The following is a 17,602-nucleotide window of genomic DNA, read 5'->3' as shown; positions in this document are numbered from 1 at the left end:
TCGCAACGCGCTACGAAAAACACGCCGATAACTACCTTGCCCTCGTCAAACTCGCCGCTATCCAGATATGGCTCAGAAATTATGAGTCTGTGTCCTAGCCGCCAGGCCGGTGCGGCACCCTCCCCTGAAGAGGGGACGCTAGTCGGTGGCGCCGTCCGCGGACGCGCCATCCGGTGCGATGACGAGCATGTAGGGCGAGCCCGGATTGATAGCGACAGGGATGTTCGCGGGCAGCGCCTGCATGAGATCGATCCCGCGCATGACCCGGTAGCGCAGCACAGTGTCGTGCTGTGCCTCGAAAGCACGGGCATAGCCATCGGCCAGAGCGCGCCGGTCGAACACGGCCAGCCGGAAGACCTGGCTGCCGTCCGGGCGGGTTTCGCCTTCGAGCGCGAGACGGTCGCCGCCCGAAACCGCATTCTCGGCTTGCGGCAGGGATTGCACATTGCCGGCATTCGCCTGGTCATACAGCGGCACATAGAAGAGCTGCCCGTCGACCAGATAGCGCAGATCCTCCGGCGCCACCTCAACCGTTCCGGCAGCCTGCGCCCGGGCATGGGCGTGGCGCTCCAGCGGCGTCGCCGGCGCCGGCTCGCCCTGGGCCAGGGGAAGATCCTGGCGCGCCTGACGCGCCCGGGCGGCGAGAAAGCGCAAGAAGACAGGATCGATCACCAGCGGCTGGTCGTAACTCGCATTGATGTACAGCACCGCTTCGCCGTCCATTTGCCGGTCCAGCAGGACCAGGAAGCCGCCGGCCGGCCCGCTGAACTCGCCCATCGGCTCGCGCTGTTCTTCGGTGAAATTTGCCTCGGCCCAGCGCAGCAGGCGTTCCGGCGTATCGAAGCCAGACAGGGCCGGCAGATCGCCCTGCCGGCCGACCAGAAAGCGGCTGCCCTGCTCCGCCCCCGGCAGGCGCACAAAGTAGAGCGTGCTGTCCATGAGGGCGTCTTCGACCGCCCGGCGTGCTTCCACCCGGCGCTCCAGAGGCGCGCCATCCTGCGCCGCAAGCGCCCGGTCGAGCGGCGTCGTACCGCCCTGAGCCGGCGCGGCGGCGGCGATCAGCGGGATCGCCGCGAGACTGGCGGCCAGTGTCCGGATCGTGCGGAGCATTCCGCCCCTCCCCTTTTTGCTGGCCGGGACCCTCGCACGCCATCCCGCCGCCCGCCATCCCCGGACTGCGGGAGGCACCGGGTTTCACGCGCTGCGGCACCACACCCGGGCGATACCCGCTGAAGAGACCGACCGGCAACACGGCGGCCCGCTCCTCGGGCCCACCGCCTCAAAAACGTACCAAAACAATGTTTTATATGCACTTTTTCTTCAGAATCCGGATCCCGCCGGTCTTTAGAAATTCATATTGACTATATCTTGTATTGCAAGATATAAAGCAAAGCATGAACAAGAAAGCCGACCCGCGCCGCGAGGCGAACCGGCGGGCGCAATGGAACAAGGGTCTCGCCGAAATGGCGCTGCTCTGCCTGTTGCGGCCCGCCCCGCTCTACGGACTGGAAATCCTCGACCGTCTCAATGGAGAGGCCGGTCTGGACGTCGCGGAAGGCTCGATCTACCCGCTGCTGCACCGGCTCGAGGCTGCCGGCCATGTGGCAGCGCAATGGCGGACCGAGACCGAAAACGGCCGGCCGCGCAAATACTATGCGATCACGCCGGCCGGCCGGGCCACTGCCACGGCGATGGTCGCGGAATGGCAACAGACCCGGGCGCGGCTCGACGCGCTCATCGAGGAGACCGGCGATGACAAACAGCGCCGATAACAGCACCGCCGCCACGGTCTGGCTGCGCGAAGTCCGGCACGGGCTGGCCAGCCTGCCCGGCAGCGTACGCGACGACATTCTGGCCGAACTGGACAGCCATATCGCCGAACGCGTCGAAGCCGGCACCGCGCCACAGGACGTCGTTGCCGCCCTCGGCCCCGCCGATGCATACGCCCGCGCCATGTATGACGCCCACCGGCTGGAAACCGCCATCACCACGCGCCGCTATGGCGACATGCTGGACGCGCTGATCCGCACGGCAGCCGGTCACGGCCTGGCTGTCCTGGCAGGCGCGGCGATCCTGGTTCTCTGGGCCGCGGCCTGTCTGGTCGCCAGCGTTGCCGCCTTCAAGATCGCCGATCCCCTGCATGCCGGTCTGTGGCGATCGGAGACGGAGTTCTTCATCGGCCTGATCGACGACCCGTCGACGGCCGACGAGTTGCTGGGCGTGTGGATCTTCCCCCTCACGCTTTTCGCGCTGGCCCTGGCCTTCCTGGCCACGCGGGCGCTGGCGATCTGGACGCTCAGGCGGATCGCCCGCCGCGGCTGAGCCCCAACCCCCTGCCTGCTTTTTTTTAAAGGAGTGCTTGTCATGACGATGAGCAAACGCACCATCCTTGTCTTCATTCTGAGCCTCTTCCTGGCCAGCTGGTCGATCCAGTCCGCCGCCATCGCCGTGGTGGGCGATCTGGAATCCGGGGCTGCCGCGCCCTGGCTGATCGTCATCATGTTCATGCCCGGCCTGTGGGCGCTGGGCTATCTGGCCCTGTTCAACCGGGCCGCCTTCCGGCGCATCCGCTTCTGGCCGGGCAATCCGGTCTGGCTGGTCCTGGCGGGCCTGCTTCCGGCCGCCCTCGCCCTGGTCACGCTGGGCCTGGTGCGCATGCTGGGCTGGGGCGAGGGCACATTCTTCGCCTTCGACGGCAGCGGCGTGGATGTGCTGCGCGGCCCCTGGCAATTGGGGCCGGGTGAACAGGGCTGGCTGTATTTTTCCGCCAATGTCGCGCTCACCGCGCTGCTCTTCGCCGCCATGAACGGCGTGGTCGCCGTGGGCGAGGAATTCGGCTGGCGCGGCGTGCTGCAGGATCATGTCATCGACCGTTTCGGCCTGCATGCCGGCATCGTCCTGCTGGGCCTGGTCTGGGCCTTCTGGCACCTGCCGTCCATCCTCGCCGGCTATAATTACCCGGAAACGCCGGTCCTTGGCGGGTTCGTGCTCTTTCCCGTAGCGCTAGTGGCCAATTCCTACGTGCTCGCCTGGCTGACGCTCCGGGCCCGCAGCTTCTGGCCTGCCGTCCTGTTCCACGGATCGGTGAACGGAATCTTCGCCGGCGTGACCGAAGACATCGCCCCGGCGGCCGGGGTCGTGCAATTGCAGATCGATCTCCTGATCCTGGCGCTCCAGATTGTCCTCGGTCTTGCCGCCGCCCTCACCCTGCCGCGGCGGACGGGACAGGCGGCGGCCGTCGCGGCGGACCGTTCCGTGTAGCCCCGCTAGCCATGAAGCGCCCGGCTGTCGGCCGGTGCTTCGGTCCGGTTGTCGAGGCCGTAATCGCGGATGACCTGTGCCACGCGCAGCCGGTAGGCGGCGATCACGCCCCCACGCCCGGCCGCCTGCGCCTTGCGATGGCTTGTCCGGTTGCGCCAGTCGCGCACGGCCGCCTCGTCACGCCAGGCCGACAGGGAGAGATAGCGGCCCGGCACGGCCAGGCTTTCGAAACGCTCGATCGAGATGAAGCCGTCGATTTGCGCCAGCTCCGGCTTGAGCGCTGCAGCCAGGTCGAAATAGGCCTCCCGGCCCCCTTCCGCCGGGTCGAGTTCGAACAGGACCAGGATCATGCTTCCACCCGGCGCAGAAAGCTGCGCGCCTCGCCCAGGATCAGCCGTTCCGCTTCGGCAAATTCGAAATTGGCCCGGCCACCCTCATCGCTGCGCAGCCGCGCACGATAGGCCTCGTAGTCCGCCAGGCTGTCGAACTCGATCAGGCCCAGCGCAACGTCATTCGTGCCCTCGTGCGGCATGAAATAGCCCAGCAGCCGGCCGCCGCAGGCCGGGATGACGCGCAGCCATTCGCGGGCATAGGTCTCGAACGCCTCCCGCTTGAACGGATCGATCCGATAGCGGATGCAGCATAGCAGGCTCATAGCCCCACTCCTTCGTGTTTGTGCAAAGCGAGACTAGGGCCGGCGCACCGGCAATGCTTCGCCCGGGAACGAAGTATGGAACCGCCGCAATCATGCTAGCGTCGCCGCCATGAGCCACGGACCGGACATTGCCCGCATCGGCGCCCTGATCGGCGACCCCGCCCGGGCCGCCATGCTGACCGCGCTGATGAGCGGCAAGGCGCTGACAGCCAGCGAGCTGGCGCGTGTGGCCGGCATCGGTGCGCCAACGGTCTCGGCCCATCTCGTCAAACTCGCCGAAGGCGGGCTGATCGCGGCCGAGAAACAGGGCCGTCACCGCTATGTGCGGCTGGCCGGCGCCGAGGTCGCCGAGGCGCTGGAAGCCTTGCTGGGGCTGGCCCAGTCACGCGGCCACCTGCCCTTCCGCCCCGGCCCCGACGACCAGGCCATGCGCCGGGCGCGCGTGTGTTACGACCATCTCGCCGGCGAGATGGGCATCGCGCTCTATCGCGCCCTGCATGCGGGCGGTGCCCTTGCGCTGGCCCCGGACGGGGTCGCACTGACCGATCGCGGGCACGGCCTGCTGGACGGGCTGGGCCTGGACATGCCGGCCCTCATGCGGGCACGCCGCCCGGCCTGCCGTACCTGTCTGGACTGGAGCGAACGCACCCATCACCTCGCCGGCGGGGCAGGCGCGGCCCTGCTGACCCGTTTCCAGGAGCTCGGCTGGCTCAGGCCGCGCCAGACCAGCCGCGCCCTGCGGGTCACGCTGGAGGGCGAACGCGAATTGCCCCGCCTGTTCGCGCGTCTCGGCGCGGGCGGTCAGGGTTCACCGGGGCCCTGACGCCGGGCTCGCCCCGCTTGCGGGGGAGCTGCCGGCGACGCCGGCTGAGGGGGCAACGCGCAGCGGTGCGGAGCGCGAAGCGCGCACTTTGGCGCCGAACCTGACTTCCCCCATCGGCCTCGCTTCGCTCGGCCGCTTCCCCCGCACGCGGGGGAAGCCGGGGATCGCGCGCCTTCGCCCTACTCCGCCGTCGCAGCCGCCTCCTCAACGGCCCGCATCACGCGCAGGATATTGCCGGACCACATCATCTCGATCTCGTCGGGCGTGTAGCCGCGGCGCAGGAGTTCCTCGGTCACGGCCGCGGTCTCGCTGGCATCTTCCCAGCCGCCGACACCGCCACCGCCATCGAAGTCCGACGCGATGCCGACATGCTCGATCCCGGCGACCTCGACGGCGTGGTCGATATGGTCGGCCAGCACGGAAATATCGACATCGCCATGTTCGGCCCGCAGCGCGGCCAGGCCTTCGCGATAGGCGGCGATGATTTCCGGCGTCGCCGCCTCGCGGCCTTCCGGCGTGTCCAGTCCCAGCTCGGCGGCCAGGGCACGCTGGCCGTCGAGCACGGCCTGCGGCATCTCGCCGATATAGCGGCGGAAGGCGACCATGTGCGCCACACCGCCATTGTCGCGGATCGCGCGCAGCTGTTCGTCGTCCAGATTGCGGGCATTGTCGTAAACGGCGCGGGCGCCGGAATGCGAGGCCATGACCGGCGCGCGCGACAGCTCGATCGCGTCCAGCATGGTCTGTTTGCCGACATGCGAGACGTCGACAATGATGCCGTGATCGTTCAGCGAGGCGACCAGTTCGCGGCCCAGATCGCTCAAGCCCGGATCCTCTGCCGGCTCGCCGGCCCCGGTATCGGGATTGGAGGAGCCGCCGAACTGGTTATTGCCGAAATGGGTGATCGACATGTAGCGCACGCCGCGCTCGGCCCACATGGGCACGTCGTCGATGCCCGGCCCCAGCGGATAGGCGTTTTCCATGCCGATCAGGGCGACCAGGCGGCCCGACGCGGCGATCGCCTCCACCTCGTCGGCGGTGGTCGCCAGGGCGATACGGTCGGGATCATTGGCCAGCATGCGCGAGATGCCGCGATACTTCTCCTCGGCCGCCTCGCGCGCCGCGGCATAGCCCTCTTCAGTCAGATCGCCCTGGCCGACATAGACAATGAAGAAAGCCGCATCGAGCCCGCCCTCGACCATTTTCGGCAGATCGACCTGGGCATGGGTGTGCTCACCCGGATCGAGCGCGTCGGTGCCATAGCCCGGACCGATATCGACATGGGTGTCGAGGGTGAAGGTGCGGTCGTGTATCTGCGCCGCGGAAGAGACGGGATAATCGTCCTGCCCCATCGCCGTGTCCGTGGTGGCGCTGTCCTGGACGCTTTCCGGCGCCGCGGCAGGCGTATCAGCGGCCGGCGCTTCGGCTTGCTCCTCGCCGGCAGGCGCGCACGCCCCCAGGACCAGAGCCAGAACCAGCGCAGACACTCCGGAACGATCAACCCGCATGACATATCCCCTCTTCAAAACGTTGACGCGAAGTCTAGGGGCCTGCGAGGCGAAGGCAAGGCCAAGCCTTTGGCATTCCATCCCGTTTTGGGTCAGCGCGGTGACCTGTTTTGAGAGCCGGTTACCGGAAAGCCTCGAATACGCCGGGCTATCTTCATGTTTCGTTTACGGATTTGGCGAGCCCCGCCGGTCCGCACGCCGCTTGCACCGCGACCGGGGATAACCGGGAGTGGGATCATATGAGCAAGTTCGCTTTTTTGTTCCGCGACGGCCTTGGCCGTCTTGAAGACAAGTCCAATAATTTCACCGCGATGCGCATCGTTTTCGCGCTGATGGTGCTGTACGGACACGCCATCCTGATCCCGCTGGGCAAGCCCTATACCGGCACCTGGAGCCTGACCGTCGACTTCGTCGTGCAGTGTGCGCTGGACGGTTTCTTCATCCTGTCCGGCTACATGATCACGGCCAGTGCGATGAAGACGAAAGAGATCTCGCGCTATGCCACGGCGCGCATCTTCCGCATCTTCCCGGGCCTGATTGCCGCCGTGCTGATCGTGTTTGCGGTCTACCCCTTCTTTACCTCGCTCTCGCAGGCGGAATACTGGTCGAGCGCTGAAACCTGGGCCTTCCCGCTGAAGCTGATCGGCCAGGTCGATCCGCTGGCCGGCCTGCCGGGCACGTTCGAGAACTCGCCCGTCGGCCACAGCGCCAACGGTCCGCTCTGGACGATCCGCTACGAGCTGATGGCCTATCTCGGTGTCGGCATCCTGGCCCTGATCGGGCTCTATTCCGACCGGCGCCTGGTGGTGTTCTGGGCCGCACTGACCTGCGTCTTCGGCGCCCTGGTCGCCACCTTCGGCTATAGCGGCATCGGCGAAGGCACGATCACCACGCTGGCGCGCTTCGGCCCGGCCTTCATGATCGGCGCCTTCTTCTTCGCCGCCCGCGAGATGGTACGCATCACCCCGGCCTTCATCGCCCTGGCGGGCGTGGCCGCGCTGGCCGCCCACGAGCTGGCGATCGGCTGGATGATGCTCGACATCTTCCTGGCCTCGGCCTTCCTGTGGCTCGGCCATGCGCATATCGGCGGCCGGATCGGCCATGCCGTGCGCAATGTGGAAGACGTCTCCTACGGCATCTACATCCTGCACTGGCCGATCGGCCTCGTGGCCTTCGCCCTGATGCCGGGCCTCAACACGACCCAGCTCGCCCTCATCATGGCCCCCGCCGCCATCCTCGCCGGCTGGGTCCTGCGCGAAACCGTCGAGAAGCCGGCGCTGGCCTGGAAGGACAGACTGCAGCCGCGGCGGGAAGTGCGTGCGGCGGCGGTTAGGGACGTGGCTTGATCCCAAACGATTGTCATCCCGGCCGGATGGCCCGCGCAGGCGGGCAGCAGGGCCGGGACCTATACGCTCGCTTTTGGCCAGAAGCAGGCTTGCCGTCAGCGACAACTGGATGATCACCGGGATTATGGGTCCCGGACTTTTGCCCCGCCTGCGCGGGGCGTTCATCCGGGATGACAACGAGTGGTGCTGCCCTATCCCCTGAACGGGTCCTGCATCAAGATGACGTCTTCGCGCTCGGGGCTGGTGGAGACCAGGGCGATCGGGCATTCGATGAGTTCTTCCAGGCGGCGGACATATTTCACCGCTTCGGCCGGCAGGTCGGCCCAGGAGCGGGCGCCGGCGGTGGAACCCTGCCAGCCTTCCAGCTCTTCATAGACCGGTTTCACCTTCGCCTGGGCTTCCTTGCCGGCGGGCAGATGGTCGAGGCGGCGGCCGTCGAGCTCGTAGCCGACACAGACCTTGATCGTCTCGAACCCGTCCAGCACGTCCAGCTTGGTCAGGGCGACACCGTCGACACCGCCGACCTGCAGGGTCTGGCGGGTGATCACGGCGTCGAACCAGCCGCAGCGGCGCTTGCGCCCGGTGACGACGCCGAATTCATGACCGCGCTCGCCAAGCCGCTGGCCGTTCTCGTCGAACAGTTCGGTCGGGAAGGGTCCGGACCCGACGCGGGTCATGTAGGCCTTGGCGATGCCGAGCACATAGCCGACATCCTTGGGACCGACGCCCGTGCCCGCCGAGGCCTGGCCGGAGACGGTATTGGAGGAGGTCACGAAGGGATAGGTGCCGTGATCCACGTCCAGCAGAGCGCCCTGGGCGCCCTCGAACAGGATTTTCTGGTCGGTATCGTTGGCATTCTTCAGCACGCGCCAGACCGGTGCCGCATAGGGCAGGATTTTCGGCGCGATATCGAGCAGTTCCGCGACCAGCTTGCCGGCGGGATATTCCTCGTGCCCCAGGCCGCGGCGCAGGGCGTTGTGATGGTGCAGGATTTCGGTGACACGGCCGCGCAGCGCCGCCTCGTCGGCCAGGTCGATGACACGCACGGCACGGCGGCCGACCTTGTCCTCATAGGCCGGACCGATACCGCGGCGTGTGGTGCCGATGGCTTCGCCGTCATCGCGGTTCTCGCGCAGGGCGTCGAGTTCGCGGTGGATCGGCAGGATCAGCGCGGCGGTCTCGGCGATCTTCACGACTTCCGGGGTGATCTTCACGCCCTGTTCGGCGATGCGGTCGACCTCGGCCACGAAGGCCCAGGGGTCGACGACGACGCCATTGCCGATCACGGAGAGCTTGCCGCGCACCACGCCGGAGGGCAGCAGGGAGAGCTTGTAGACCTTGTCGCCGACGACCAGCGTATGGCCCGCATTGTGGCCGCCCTGGAAGCGCGCCACCACATCGGCGCGGTGCGACAGCCAGTCGACCAGCTTGCCCTTGCCTTCATCGCCCCACTGGGCGCCCACGACGGTAACATTGGCCATTTCTGCCTCCGCGACTGTGCCCGCCGCCCGAGAGACATCGCCTGCCGGACCGCGGGGTCCGGACGGGGGCCGCAGGGCGGCAGATGTCAGTCGTCAGATCAATGAAACGGCGGGCTCGAACGGGCGGCAGGCTTAGAACAGATTGCGGGGCCTCACAAGAGAGGGATCAGCCCCGCAACCGGTGTCCCGTGGATCAATCCACACGTTCGTAGACATCCCCGTCCCAGTCGAGCCGGACGATGGCGCCGGAGGCGTCACGCTCGAAGGCAAAACGGTCGGGTCCGTAGAAGGCATGGGCGACGCCGCCGAACAGGTCGGGACTCGCCGGCTCCAGCTGCAGCCGCATGTCGCCGAGGCTGGCGACCAGACCGCCGCCCTCCTCGGCAATCGTCACGACGCCATAGGGCTCGCCGGAGGAATAGGTGCCGGCATATCCGGCCCGCGCGGCGGCATCCGGCTGCCAGGTCCAGCCGCCCCAGGCCTCGTCGGCACGGTTCTCCGCCTCGCGATTGGTGCGGCGCTCCAGATAGCGGGCGATCTGCTGGGGATAATACGCCACCCGCGTATCTGCCCAGCGTTCGGCATCGGGATGTTCGGTCAGGAATTGCAGGAACATCACGATGGTCCGGCCCGACAGCCAGCCCGTCATGTTGTCGGAATTGGAGAAGGCGGCGATGCCGACGCCCAGATCCGGCGAGAAAGCCATAGCCGTGCGCGCGCCGGTATAACCGCCGCCGTGGATGTAGAGGGTGTGGCCGTCGAAATCGCAGATATTCCAGCCCAGCGAATAGCCCGAACAGGGCAGTTCATACGGGTTCCGGCCGTCTTCCATGTGCGTGGCCACGCCGGACGCGTGTGCCTCGGCCACCACCGCATCGGTGAGCCCGCTGCCGTCCGGTCCGTGGCCGCGCAGCTGCAGCTGCAGCCAGGCCGCCATGTCGGTCGTCGAGGTCACCAGACCGCCCGCCGACTGCATCATGCCGTCGGTCTTGGGCGGCACTTCATACCAGCCGGCCGCTTCGCCCTGCCAGATGTGGTTCCAGGACTGTTCCTCGAGCGAAAAATCGGAGGTGCGGCCCGAGGTGCGCGTCATGCCGGTCGGCTCGAAGATCACTTCGTCCAGCCAGTCCTGCCAGGTGCGGCCGGTCGCGGTTTCCAGGATGGCGCCATAGATGTTGTAGCCCAGATTGTCGTAGTCGAAGCCGGGCTCGCGGGCCTCGCCATACTGCGCGATCAGGGCGGGATAGTCTGCCGGATCGACCCGCGTGACATAGGCTTCCAGCATTGTGAGCTGTCCGACCGAGATCGGCACCTGGTGGGTGAGGAGATCGCGCAGCGTCCAGGCGGACGGGTCCACGCCGTCCGGGAAGTCCACATCGGGCCAGTGATCGGTGATGGTGGAATCGAGATCGAGAATGCCCTGCGCATCCAGCCAGCTCGCCAGCAGGCCGACATAGGCCTTGGTCTGCGAGGCGATGTAGAGCGGCGTGCCGGTGGTCAGCGGATCGCCGGTTGACGCACGGCGCACGCCTTCCACCCGGTTCAGCAACACCTCGTCGGCCGTCACCGCGACCACGGCATAACCCGGTTCGATGCCCTCGAAACGGTCGAGGAAAGCGTCCAGCCGGTCGGCCGCGCCCCGGGGTGTCTCGGCCTGGGCAGCAGTTGCGGCAACAAGGGCGGCCGCAGCAGCGGCCAGCGGGGAAGAAAAACGCATCTGTGTCTCCTGTCAGTCCGCTCCACACCTAACCGGCCGGCAAGCGGCGGTCTTGAACGGATGCAACCGGTTGATCCGGGTCAGGCGGCGAGGAGAAAACGGCGCAGGCTGCCGGGCGTCAGCCCGGTCTGGCGTCTCAGGCAGCGCGTCATGTGCGCCTGGTCGGCGAACCCGGCCTCGGCGGCCGCATCGCCGGGCGCCGATCCGGTGGCCAGCAGACCGACGGCGCGTCCCACCCGGCGCTGCAGCCGGTAGGCCGTCGGAGCCACGCCGTAATGGGCCGCAAACACCCGCGCGAGATGGACACGGTGCACACCGGCCTCTTCGGCAATGGCGGCGATCCCGGCCGGATCGGCAGGATCGTCCAGCCGGTCGCGGATCCGCTTCAGCCAGGCCGGCGGCGATGTGCGGTGCGTCTTCCGGCCGGGACCGAGGCGGGCCAAGAGATCGGCCACCGCATCGCCGGCCGCATCCCCGTCTGCAGCCAAAAGCGCGTGAAGCTCGCACATCCGGTCCGGCGGCGCATCCGGCGACCAGTGCCAGTCGTCCGGACCCAGGCCGGCCAGCGCGGCATCCGCGCCCGGCCGCAGATTGATGGACAGGATGAGCGCTCCGTCGCGCCCGTGATAGCGGTTGTCATGCTCGAAGCCGGCCGGTTTCAGGCCGATGCCGCGCTGATGCATTTCACGCGATGTCCCGCCATGCCCCTCGCTCAGCCCGCCGCCCAGCAGGAAGGAGACCTGGTCGAAATCATGACTGTGCGCGCCCATGCCGAGGCCGGGGCCGTAATAGCTCAGCTTCACATTGAGCGCGTCGGTCTCGTAGACCCGCCGTGTCCGGAACATGCAGCCCATCCCGCCCGTCTTGTTCTTCGGTATAGCAACCGGATGCTCGCCAAGCCCTGATTGGATGATGACATCTTCGTCATTCCGGAACGCGTGGATTTGCCGGCAAGCGGACGGGCACCCGCTTGCCGGTCTCCGGCCCGCGTGCCAGCCTGCCATAATGGCAAGCGGGGGAGGCACGGCATGACGATTTTTCGGACATTGGCGGCCGCGGCTGCGCTGGCTGCAGCGCCGGTCCCGGCAGCATGGGCACAATCCGGTCCGCCGCCGGGCTGCACCGAGGCGCAGCACGACGATTTCGATTTCTGGCTGGGCACGTGGAATGTCTACGCGCCCGATGACGGCCCCTATCAGGGCCGCAACACGATCGTGAAATCCCAGGGCGGCTGCCTGATCACCGAACGCTGGGAGGGTGCCGGCGGTTCTACGGGCGAAAGCCTGAATGCCTATGATCCGCTGGCCGGTGCCTGGCGGCAGGTCTGGGTCAGCCCCGGCAATTTCATCGACTATACCGGTGGGCTCGACGCGGCCGGCACGATGGTGCTGGAAGGCGAGATCTTCTACCCCGGCAATGGCACGCGCGCGGCCTTCCGCGGCAGCTGGACGCTCCGGGACGACGGCACGGTGCGCCAGCACTTCCAGCAACAGGGCGCAGACGGCGAATGGACCGACTGGTTCACCGGCATCTATGTCCGCGTGGAAGAGGATCCGCGGGCGGATGAGGCGGAAGCGGCGCGGGCGGGTTGAGCATTTGTCAGAGCCCATGCCCCTGAACCGTCATCCCGACGAAGGTCGGGACCCAGATCACAAAGCGAGATTTGGGCTGGATGAGGTCCGGCGCGAGTTCGCATCGTAAAGACAAGTGCGAGATCGCGACGACCCAGCCTTATGAACTGGGCCCTGACTTTCGTCAGGGTGACGGCAGATGTGGCGGATCGCGGTACAGCTTGAAGACTGCAGCGCCCCACTCACATGGGGAGGAAAATCCCTACCGTCCCCAGCGATAGCCGACACGAATACCGGCATTGTCCAGCGCCTGGTTGCGGCCGGAGGCCAGGATCTGGCCGTGGGAGATGTGTTCGTAATACGCGCCGACCGACCAGTGGTCATTGAGGTCGTAATCGAGCCCGATCGCATTGTGGAACAGGATCTCGTTGCCCATCAGGGAGCGCGTCGTGGCGAGGCGGATACGCGTCGGATCGTCCGGCGGGGAGTTCGGGTCGATATCCTCGACACCGTCATTATAGCTCAGCCCGGTGCGGAATTCGAAATTCCAGTTCTCGGAGAACGCCCAGTTCCAGGCGAGACCGGTCGCGCCGAAATTGGTCAGCCCGTTCGTGTTGAACGAACCGTAGAGATAGGGGCGCGGCGACCAGATCGCCTCGAGAAAGTCCGGCGACGCGAACAGCGCGTCGACCGTGATGTTCGGCCCGTCCTCGACATGGTCGGCCAGATCGTGGGCCGTGACGCCGAGGCGGATTTCCGTCCCGCGCTCATCATCGGCAATGGCCGGAGCAGCCAAGCATGCAGCGGCCAGTGCGGCCAGTCCCAAACGCGTCATAGATGTCCCCCTCGCTCAAGAGTGTGCCGGCGCAGCGATACAGCGCCGGTCAGAGTGCGTCCAGAGCTTCGCGATAGGCCCAGTCGAGCCATGGCCCCAGCGCAGCCAGATCGTCGGCCTCAATGGTCGGGCCGCACCAGATGCGAATCCCCGGCACGGAGGCCCGGTGCATGTTGACGTCCAGACCGGCATTCTCGCGTTCCAGCAGCGTCGTGATGCCCTTGGTCAGCGCCCATTGCTGTTCGGTATCCAGCGCTGCGGCCTCCGGCGCAACATATTTCAGCGCAACCGAGATCGGCGACCGCGCGCCTTCGTCCTCGCACAGATAATCGATCCAGTCGGACTGGCGCACCCAGGCGTCCAGCGTCTCGAAATTGGTCTTGCTGCGGCGGATCAGTTCCGGCAGGCCGCCAATGCGCGACCCCCATTTCAGCGCGGCGAGATAGTCCTCGACCGCCATCAGGGACGGCGTGTTGAGGGTGGAGCCCTCATAGAGCGCCATATCGGCCTTGCCGTTCTTGTGCAGCTGCAGGATTGCCGGGATCGGCCGGTCCGGCCGGAAGCTGTTGAGCCGGTCGATGGCCCGCGGCCCCATCACCAGCATGCCGTGCTGGGCCTCCCCGCCCATGCATTTCTGCCAGGAGAAGGTGAGCACATCGATCTTCGACCAGTCGATATCGACGGCGAAGGCGGCAGACGTCGCGTCGCACAGGGTCAGGCCCTCACGGTCGGCATCGATCCAGTCATAATCCGGAATGCACACACCGGCCGCCGTGCCGTTGAGCGTGAAGACCGCGTCGCGCTTGCCGTCATATTTCGAGAGGTCCGGCAGGGTGCCGGCCGGGGTCTGGAAAGTGCGCAGATCGTCCAGCTTCAGCTCGTCGCGCGCGTCGCTCGTCCACTTGTTGCCGAACACATCCCAGGAGAAGACGTCCGTGCCGCGCGCGCCGAGCAGCGACCACATCGCCGCTTCCATCGCACCCGTGTCCGAGCCCGGCATCAGCGCGACATGATAATCGTCCGGCAGTGCCAGCAGGGCGCGGGTACGTTCGAGCGATTCCTTGATCCGCTGGATTGCCGTACCGGCCCGGTGGGTGCGCGAGAGCGGCGCATCGGCCAGCGCTTCCCAGCTCCAGCCGGGATATTTCTTCACCGGACCGCAGGAAAAACGCGGATCGGCGGGGCGCAGCATCGGCTTGGGATTGTCGGTGCGGGCGGGGGCGGTCAGCGTATCATCGGCCACAGGGCTCTCCTGGCAGCGGGAAACAAGGGTGTATTCGTGACGGGCTGCACGTTGACGCCCTCTTCCCGCCGGGGCAAGAGGCTAGGCCATGATCCCGTCCCAGCGTGACCTTTTCGACATCCCGCGCGACCGCGTCTATCTCAACACGGCCTATATGGGGCCGATGCCGAAAAGCGCCATCGCGGCCGGCCAGGAAAGCTATGCCGCCAAGGGTCAGCCCTGGGCCTATGACGTGCAGCAGGATTTCTTCGGCCTGCCCGAACAGCTGCGCGAGCGCGCGGCGCGTCTGTTCGGCGCGCAAGCCGCCGATATCGCGCTTGTGCCGTCGGCCTCCTATGGCCTGGCCACGGCAGCGCGAAATCTGGCGCCGCAGAGACGCTCGGAAATCCTGGTGCTGGACGGCCAGTTTCCTTCCAATGTCTATGTCTGGCAGGCGCTTGCTGCGCAGCATGGTGCGCAACTCGTCACGGTGAAACGCCAGCCCGGCCAGGGCTGGACGGAAGCCCTCATCCGCGCCATCGGCCCGGCGACGTCGATCGTCGCCTGCCCGCATGTACACTGGCTGGATGGCGGCCAGCTGGACCTCGCCCATATTTCCAACACGGCCCGCCGCCAGGGCGCCGCCCTGGTGCTGGATCTCACCCAATCGCTGGGCGCCCTGCCCTTCGACATGCCGTCGATCCAGCCCGATTTCGCCGTCGCGGCGGGCTATAAATGGCTGCTGGGGCCCTATTCCACCGGCCTGCTCTACGTTGCCCCGCATCACCACGCCGAGGGCGAACCGCTGGAGCAGAACTGGATCGCCCGCAAGGGCGCGGACAATTTCACCCGTCTGATCGACTATACCGACGCCTACGCCCCCGGTGCCCGGCGCTTCGACATGGGCGAGCGCTCGGCGATGCAGCTCGCGCCGGCAGCCCTGGCCAGTCTCGACCAGGTGCTCGACTGGGGCGTCGATGCCATCTCGCAAACGCTGGCAGAACGCACGGCCGCCATCGCCGAGGCCACAGCGCCGCTCGGCCTTGCCGACGACATGATCGAACGCGCCCCGCACTATCTCACCCTGGGCCTTCCCGCCGGTGCGCCGGACGATCTGCCGGCGCGCCTGGCCGCGCGCAATATCCACATCTCCCAGCGCGGCGACCGCCTGCGCATCACCCCGCACCTGTTCAATGACGACACCGATATCGCCGCCTTCGCCGGCGGGCTGAGGGCTGTGTTGTGAGGGTGGTGCCGGGCTCAGCGCCAGCCTCCCTCTCCCGCGGGAGAGGGATCGAGGGAGAGGGGGAAGACACCGCGCCTGGCGCTTTGGGCGCCGACGCCGGGATTTTCCCCTCATCCGCCCCTTCGGGGCACCTTCTCCCCGGGGAGAAGGGGGTTTGTGCGGGAGCCGCAATGTCGCGGAGCCTCCCGTGAAGCCGGCCCATGCTCACCTGCCGGGTCTGATGGACTGGGCTGCGCTGTTATTGCTCACCGTGCTGTGGGGGTCGGCCTTTGCCTTCATCAAGCACGGGGTGGAAACCCTGCCGCCCGGCGGGCTGATCTTCGTGCGTATCGCTCTCGCGGCCATCCTGCTGGCCGGCTGGGCGCTGTTGCGCGGTCATCGCCTGCCGGCACTCAACGACAAGCGCTGGCTGTGGTTCGCGGGCCTGGGGTTTTTCGGGAACACCCTGCCCTTCTACCTGGTCAGCTGGGGCCAGCAATATATCGACAGCGCGCTCGCCGGCATTCTGGTCGCCACCATGCCGCTGGCGACCGTGGCGATGGCGCATGTCCTCGTGCCTGGCGAACACCTCACCCTGCGGCGCCTGACCGGCGTGTTCACCGGGTTTGCCGGTGTCGTACTGTTGCTGGGACCGGCCGCGCTGACCGATCTGGGCGGCGCCGATGTCTGGGCCCAGCTGGGCGTGGTCGCGGCGGCGGTCTGCTATGGCATCAATGCGATCCTGGCCAGGCTGATCCCGCCGACCCCGCCCTCGGTCTCCGGCGCCGGCATGCTGATCTGCGGTGCGCTGTTCGCCCTGCCTGTGGGACTGTTCGAACTGGCGCAGGCCGGACCGGTCGCTCCCACCGCCTGGCTGGCGGTCATCTGGCTGGCCGCCGGACCGACGGCGCTGGCCTCGGTCGTGCTGATGCAGGTGGCGGGCACGGCAGGACCCAACTTCCTCGCCATCGCCAATTATCTCACCCCGATCGCCGCGATGATCACCGGCGTGCTGATCGGCGAGACCATCGGCTGGCACGCCGTGCTCGCCCTGGCGGTTATCCTGACGGGCGTGTGGCTGGCCCGGAAACGGGCGGCGGATCCCGCTCGCTAGGCCAGGCCGCTGAGTTACGGCCGCACCACCCACATGTGATCGACCGGACCGTGGCCGGCGCCGAACCCCGGCGCGCGGCGGATGGCTTCGTGCAGATAATCCCCGGCCTTGCGCACGGCTTCCGGCAGCGGCTCGCCGCCGGCCATCCGCGCGGCAATCGCCGAGGCCAGGGTACAGCCGGTGCCATGGGTATGCTTGGTGCGGATGCGCGGGCGTTCCATCAATTCCATGCCGCGGGTAGAGACGAGCACATCGGTGACGGCATCGCCGCCCAGATGCCCGCCCTTCACCAGCGCCGCCCTGGCGCCCATGCCGACCAGCGCTTCGGCCGCCGCCAGCTGGCCCTGCACATCCTCCACCGTCAGGCCGGTCAGGCGGGCCGCCTCGGCCGCATTCGGGGTGACCAGTGTGGCCAGCGGCACGAGACGCTCGCGGATCGCGGCCTCGGTACCGTCATCGACCAGACGATCGCCGGATGTGGCGATCATCACCGGGTCGAGCACCAGCGGGATGGCCGGGTCGGCCGCCTCGAGGACAGCGGCGACGAGTTCGACAATCTCCACCGTGGCCAGCATCCCGGTCTTCACCACGTCGGCACCGATATCGTCGAGCACGGCGCGGATCTGGCCTTCGACGATGGCAAGGGGCACGGGATGGATGGCGCTGACGCCCAGCGTGTTCTGGACGGTGATCGCCGTGATTGCCGTCGCCGCATAGCCGCCCATCGCCGAGATCGCCTTGATGTCGGCCTGGATACCGGCACCGCCGCCACTGTCTGAGCCGGCGATGACGAGCACCCGGCCGGCCGGTTCGTCTGCTTGCATGATGGATGTCCTGACTGGCT

The 17,602-nt window shown here is 67.3% G+C and carries 18 protein-coding genes; 8 read left to right on the top strand and 10 right to left on the bottom strand.

Annotated elements, in window-relative coordinates; translation table 11 throughout:
- Window positions 1-138 precede the first annotated feature (138 nt).
- The gene (locus PKE71_RS08375) at window positions 139-1,110 is read right to left on the bottom strand and encodes a hypothetical protein (RefSeq protein WP_271186505.1); all 972 of its coding nucleotides are present in this window, start codon (window positions 1,108-1,110) and stop codon (window positions 139-141) included.
- Between the two features lie 284 nt (window positions 1,111-1,394).
- Here PKE71_RS08375 and PKE71_RS08370 point away from each other — a divergent pair, with 284 nt between their 5' ends.
- Genes PKE71_RS08370 through PKE71_RS08360 form a run of 3 tightly spaced genes read left to right on the top strand, consistent with a single transcriptional unit; the run spans window position 1,395 to window position 3,261 of the window.
- Entirely contained in the window at window positions 1,395-1,772 is a 378-nt protein-coding gene (locus PKE71_RS08370; RefSeq protein WP_271186504.1) for a PadR family transcriptional regulator, read from the top strand.
- Window positions 1,753-2,322, top strand: coding sequence for an HAAS signaling domain-containing protein (locus tag PKE71_RS08365; RefSeq protein WP_271186503.1), 570 nt, complete (start codon window positions 1,753-1,755; stop codon window positions 2,320-2,322). Before PKE71_RS08370 ends, PKE71_RS08365 begins: the two co-directional genes overlap by 20 nt.
- A gap of 42 nt (window positions 2,323-2,364) precedes the next feature.
- Window positions 2,365-3,261, top strand: a complete 897-nt coding sequence (locus PKE71_RS08360) for a CPBP family intramembrane glutamic endopeptidase (protein WP_271186502.1) — start codon at window positions 2,365-2,367, stop codon at window positions 3,259-3,261.
- A 5-nt stretch (window positions 3,262-3,266) separates the two neighbouring features.
- Here PKE71_RS08360 and PKE71_RS08355 read toward each other — a convergent pair whose 3' ends face one another.
- Together PKE71_RS08355 and PKE71_RS08350 are read right to left on the bottom strand one after the other, a co-directional pair.
- On the bottom strand, window positions 3,267-3,611 hold the full coding sequence (locus PKE71_RS08355; protein WP_271186501.1) for an antibiotic biosynthesis monooxygenase family protein: 345 nt from the start codon (window positions 3,609-3,611) through the stop codon (window positions 3,267-3,269).
- Window positions 3,608-3,916 carry an NIPSNAP family protein gene (locus PKE71_RS08350; protein ID WP_271186500.1) on the bottom strand — a complete coding sequence of 103 codons (309 nt, stop codon included), beginning with the start codon at window positions 3,914-3,916 and terminating at the stop codon, window positions 3,608-3,610. Before PKE71_RS08350 ends, PKE71_RS08355 begins: the two co-directional genes overlap by 4 nt.
- A 109-nt stretch (window positions 3,917-4,025) precedes the next feature.
- Between PKE71_RS08350 and PKE71_RS08345 the strand changes: the two genes are divergently transcribed.
- Window positions 4,026-4,739, top strand: coding sequence for an ArsR/SmtB family transcription factor (locus PKE71_RS08345; protein WP_271186499.1), 714 nt, complete (start codon window positions 4,026-4,028; stop codon window positions 4,737-4,739).
- Window positions 4,740-4,918: 179 nt separating this feature from the next.
- On the opposite strand, the gene PKE71_RS08340 is transcribed toward PKE71_RS08345, so the two are convergent.
- The gene (locus PKE71_RS08340) at window positions 4,919-6,247 is read right to left on the bottom strand and encodes a dipeptidase (protein WP_271186498.1); all 1,329 of its coding nucleotides are present in this window, start codon (window positions 6,245-6,247) and stop codon (window positions 4,919-4,921) included.
- A gap of 239 nt (window positions 6,248-6,486) precedes the next feature.
- Between PKE71_RS08340 and PKE71_RS08335 the strand changes: the two genes are divergently transcribed.
- The gene (locus PKE71_RS08335; protein WP_271186497.1) at window positions 6,487-7,593 is read left to right on the top strand and encodes an acyltransferase family protein; all 1,107 of its coding nucleotides are present in this window, start codon (window positions 6,487-6,489) and stop codon (window positions 7,591-7,593) included.
- A gap of 191 nt (window positions 7,594-7,784) precedes the next feature.
- Here the strand turns inward: PKE71_RS08335 and PKE71_RS08330 are convergent, their stop codons facing one another.
- From PKE71_RS08330 to PKE71_RS08320, 3 genes are all read right to left on the bottom strand, one after another.
- On the bottom strand, window positions 7,785-9,074 hold the full coding sequence (locus tag PKE71_RS08330) for an adenylosuccinate synthase (protein ID WP_271186496.1): 1,290 nt from the start codon (window positions 9,072-9,074) through the stop codon (window positions 7,785-7,787).
- Window positions 9,075-9,267: 193 nt separating this feature from the next.
- Window positions 9,268-10,791, bottom strand: coding sequence for a serine hydrolase (locus tag PKE71_RS08325; protein ID WP_271186495.1), 1,524 nt, complete (start codon window positions 10,789-10,791; stop codon window positions 9,268-9,270).
- A gap of 80 nt (window positions 10,792-10,871) precedes the next feature.
- Window positions 10,872-11,636: a helix-turn-helix domain-containing protein gene (locus PKE71_RS08320; RefSeq protein ID WP_271186494.1), complete on the bottom strand. Its 765-nt coding sequence runs from the start codon at window positions 11,634-11,636 to the stop codon at window positions 10,872-10,874.
- Window positions 11,637-11,819: 183 nt separating this feature from the next.
- Here PKE71_RS08320 and PKE71_RS08315 point away from each other — a divergent pair, with 183 nt between their 5' ends.
- Window positions 11,820-12,383: a hypothetical protein gene (locus PKE71_RS08315; RefSeq protein ID WP_271186493.1), complete on the top strand. Its 564-nt coding sequence runs from the start codon at window positions 11,820-11,822 to the stop codon at window positions 12,381-12,383.
- Between the two features lie 241 nt (window positions 12,384-12,624).
- On the opposite strand, the gene PKE71_RS08310 is transcribed toward PKE71_RS08315, so the two are convergent.
- Entirely contained in the window at window positions 12,625-13,197 is a 573-nt protein-coding gene (locus PKE71_RS08310) for an acyloxyacyl hydrolase (protein ID WP_271186492.1), read from the bottom strand.
- A gap of 49 nt (window positions 13,198-13,246) precedes the next feature.
- On the bottom strand, window positions 13,247-14,440 hold the full coding sequence (locus PKE71_RS08305; RefSeq protein WP_271186491.1) for a phosphoserine transaminase: 1,194 nt from the start codon (window positions 14,438-14,440) through the stop codon (window positions 13,247-13,249).
- A gap of 88 nt (window positions 14,441-14,528) precedes the next feature.
- On the opposite strand from PKE71_RS08305, the gene PKE71_RS08300 reads away from it, so the two are divergent.
- Both PKE71_RS08300 and PKE71_RS08295 read left to right on the top strand, forming a co-directional pair.
- Window positions 14,529-15,665 carry an aminotransferase class V-fold PLP-dependent enzyme gene (locus PKE71_RS08300; protein ID WP_271186490.1) on the top strand — a complete coding sequence of 379 codons (1,137 nt, stop codon included), beginning with the start codon at window positions 14,529-14,531 and terminating at the stop codon, window positions 15,663-15,665.
- Window positions 15,666-15,852: 187 nt separating this feature from the next.
- Window positions 15,853-16,758 carry a DMT family transporter gene (locus tag PKE71_RS08295; RefSeq protein ID WP_271186489.1) on the top strand — a complete coding sequence of 302 codons (906 nt, stop codon included), beginning with the start codon at window positions 15,853-15,855 and terminating at the stop codon, window positions 16,756-16,758.
- Between the two features lie 14 nt (window positions 16,759-16,772).
- Here PKE71_RS08295 and thiD read toward each other — a convergent pair whose 3' ends face one another.
- Entirely contained in the window at window positions 16,773-17,582 is an 810-nt protein-coding gene (gene thiD, locus PKE71_RS08290; RefSeq protein ID WP_271186488.1) for a bifunctional hydroxymethylpyrimidine kinase/phosphomethylpyrimidine kinase, read from the bottom strand.
- Between the last annotated feature and the right edge of the window lie 20 nt (window positions 17,583-17,602).

Origin of the sequence: Maricaulis virginensis (assembly GCF_027922185.1) — a bacterium.
In the GTDB taxonomy this organism is placed as follows: domain Bacteria; phylum Pseudomonadota; class Alphaproteobacteria; order Caulobacterales; family Maricaulaceae; genus Maricaulis; species Maricaulis virginensis.
The sequence above is the reverse complement of the archived record's forward strand: the minus strand, read 5'-3'. Positions and strand labels throughout refer to the sequence as shown.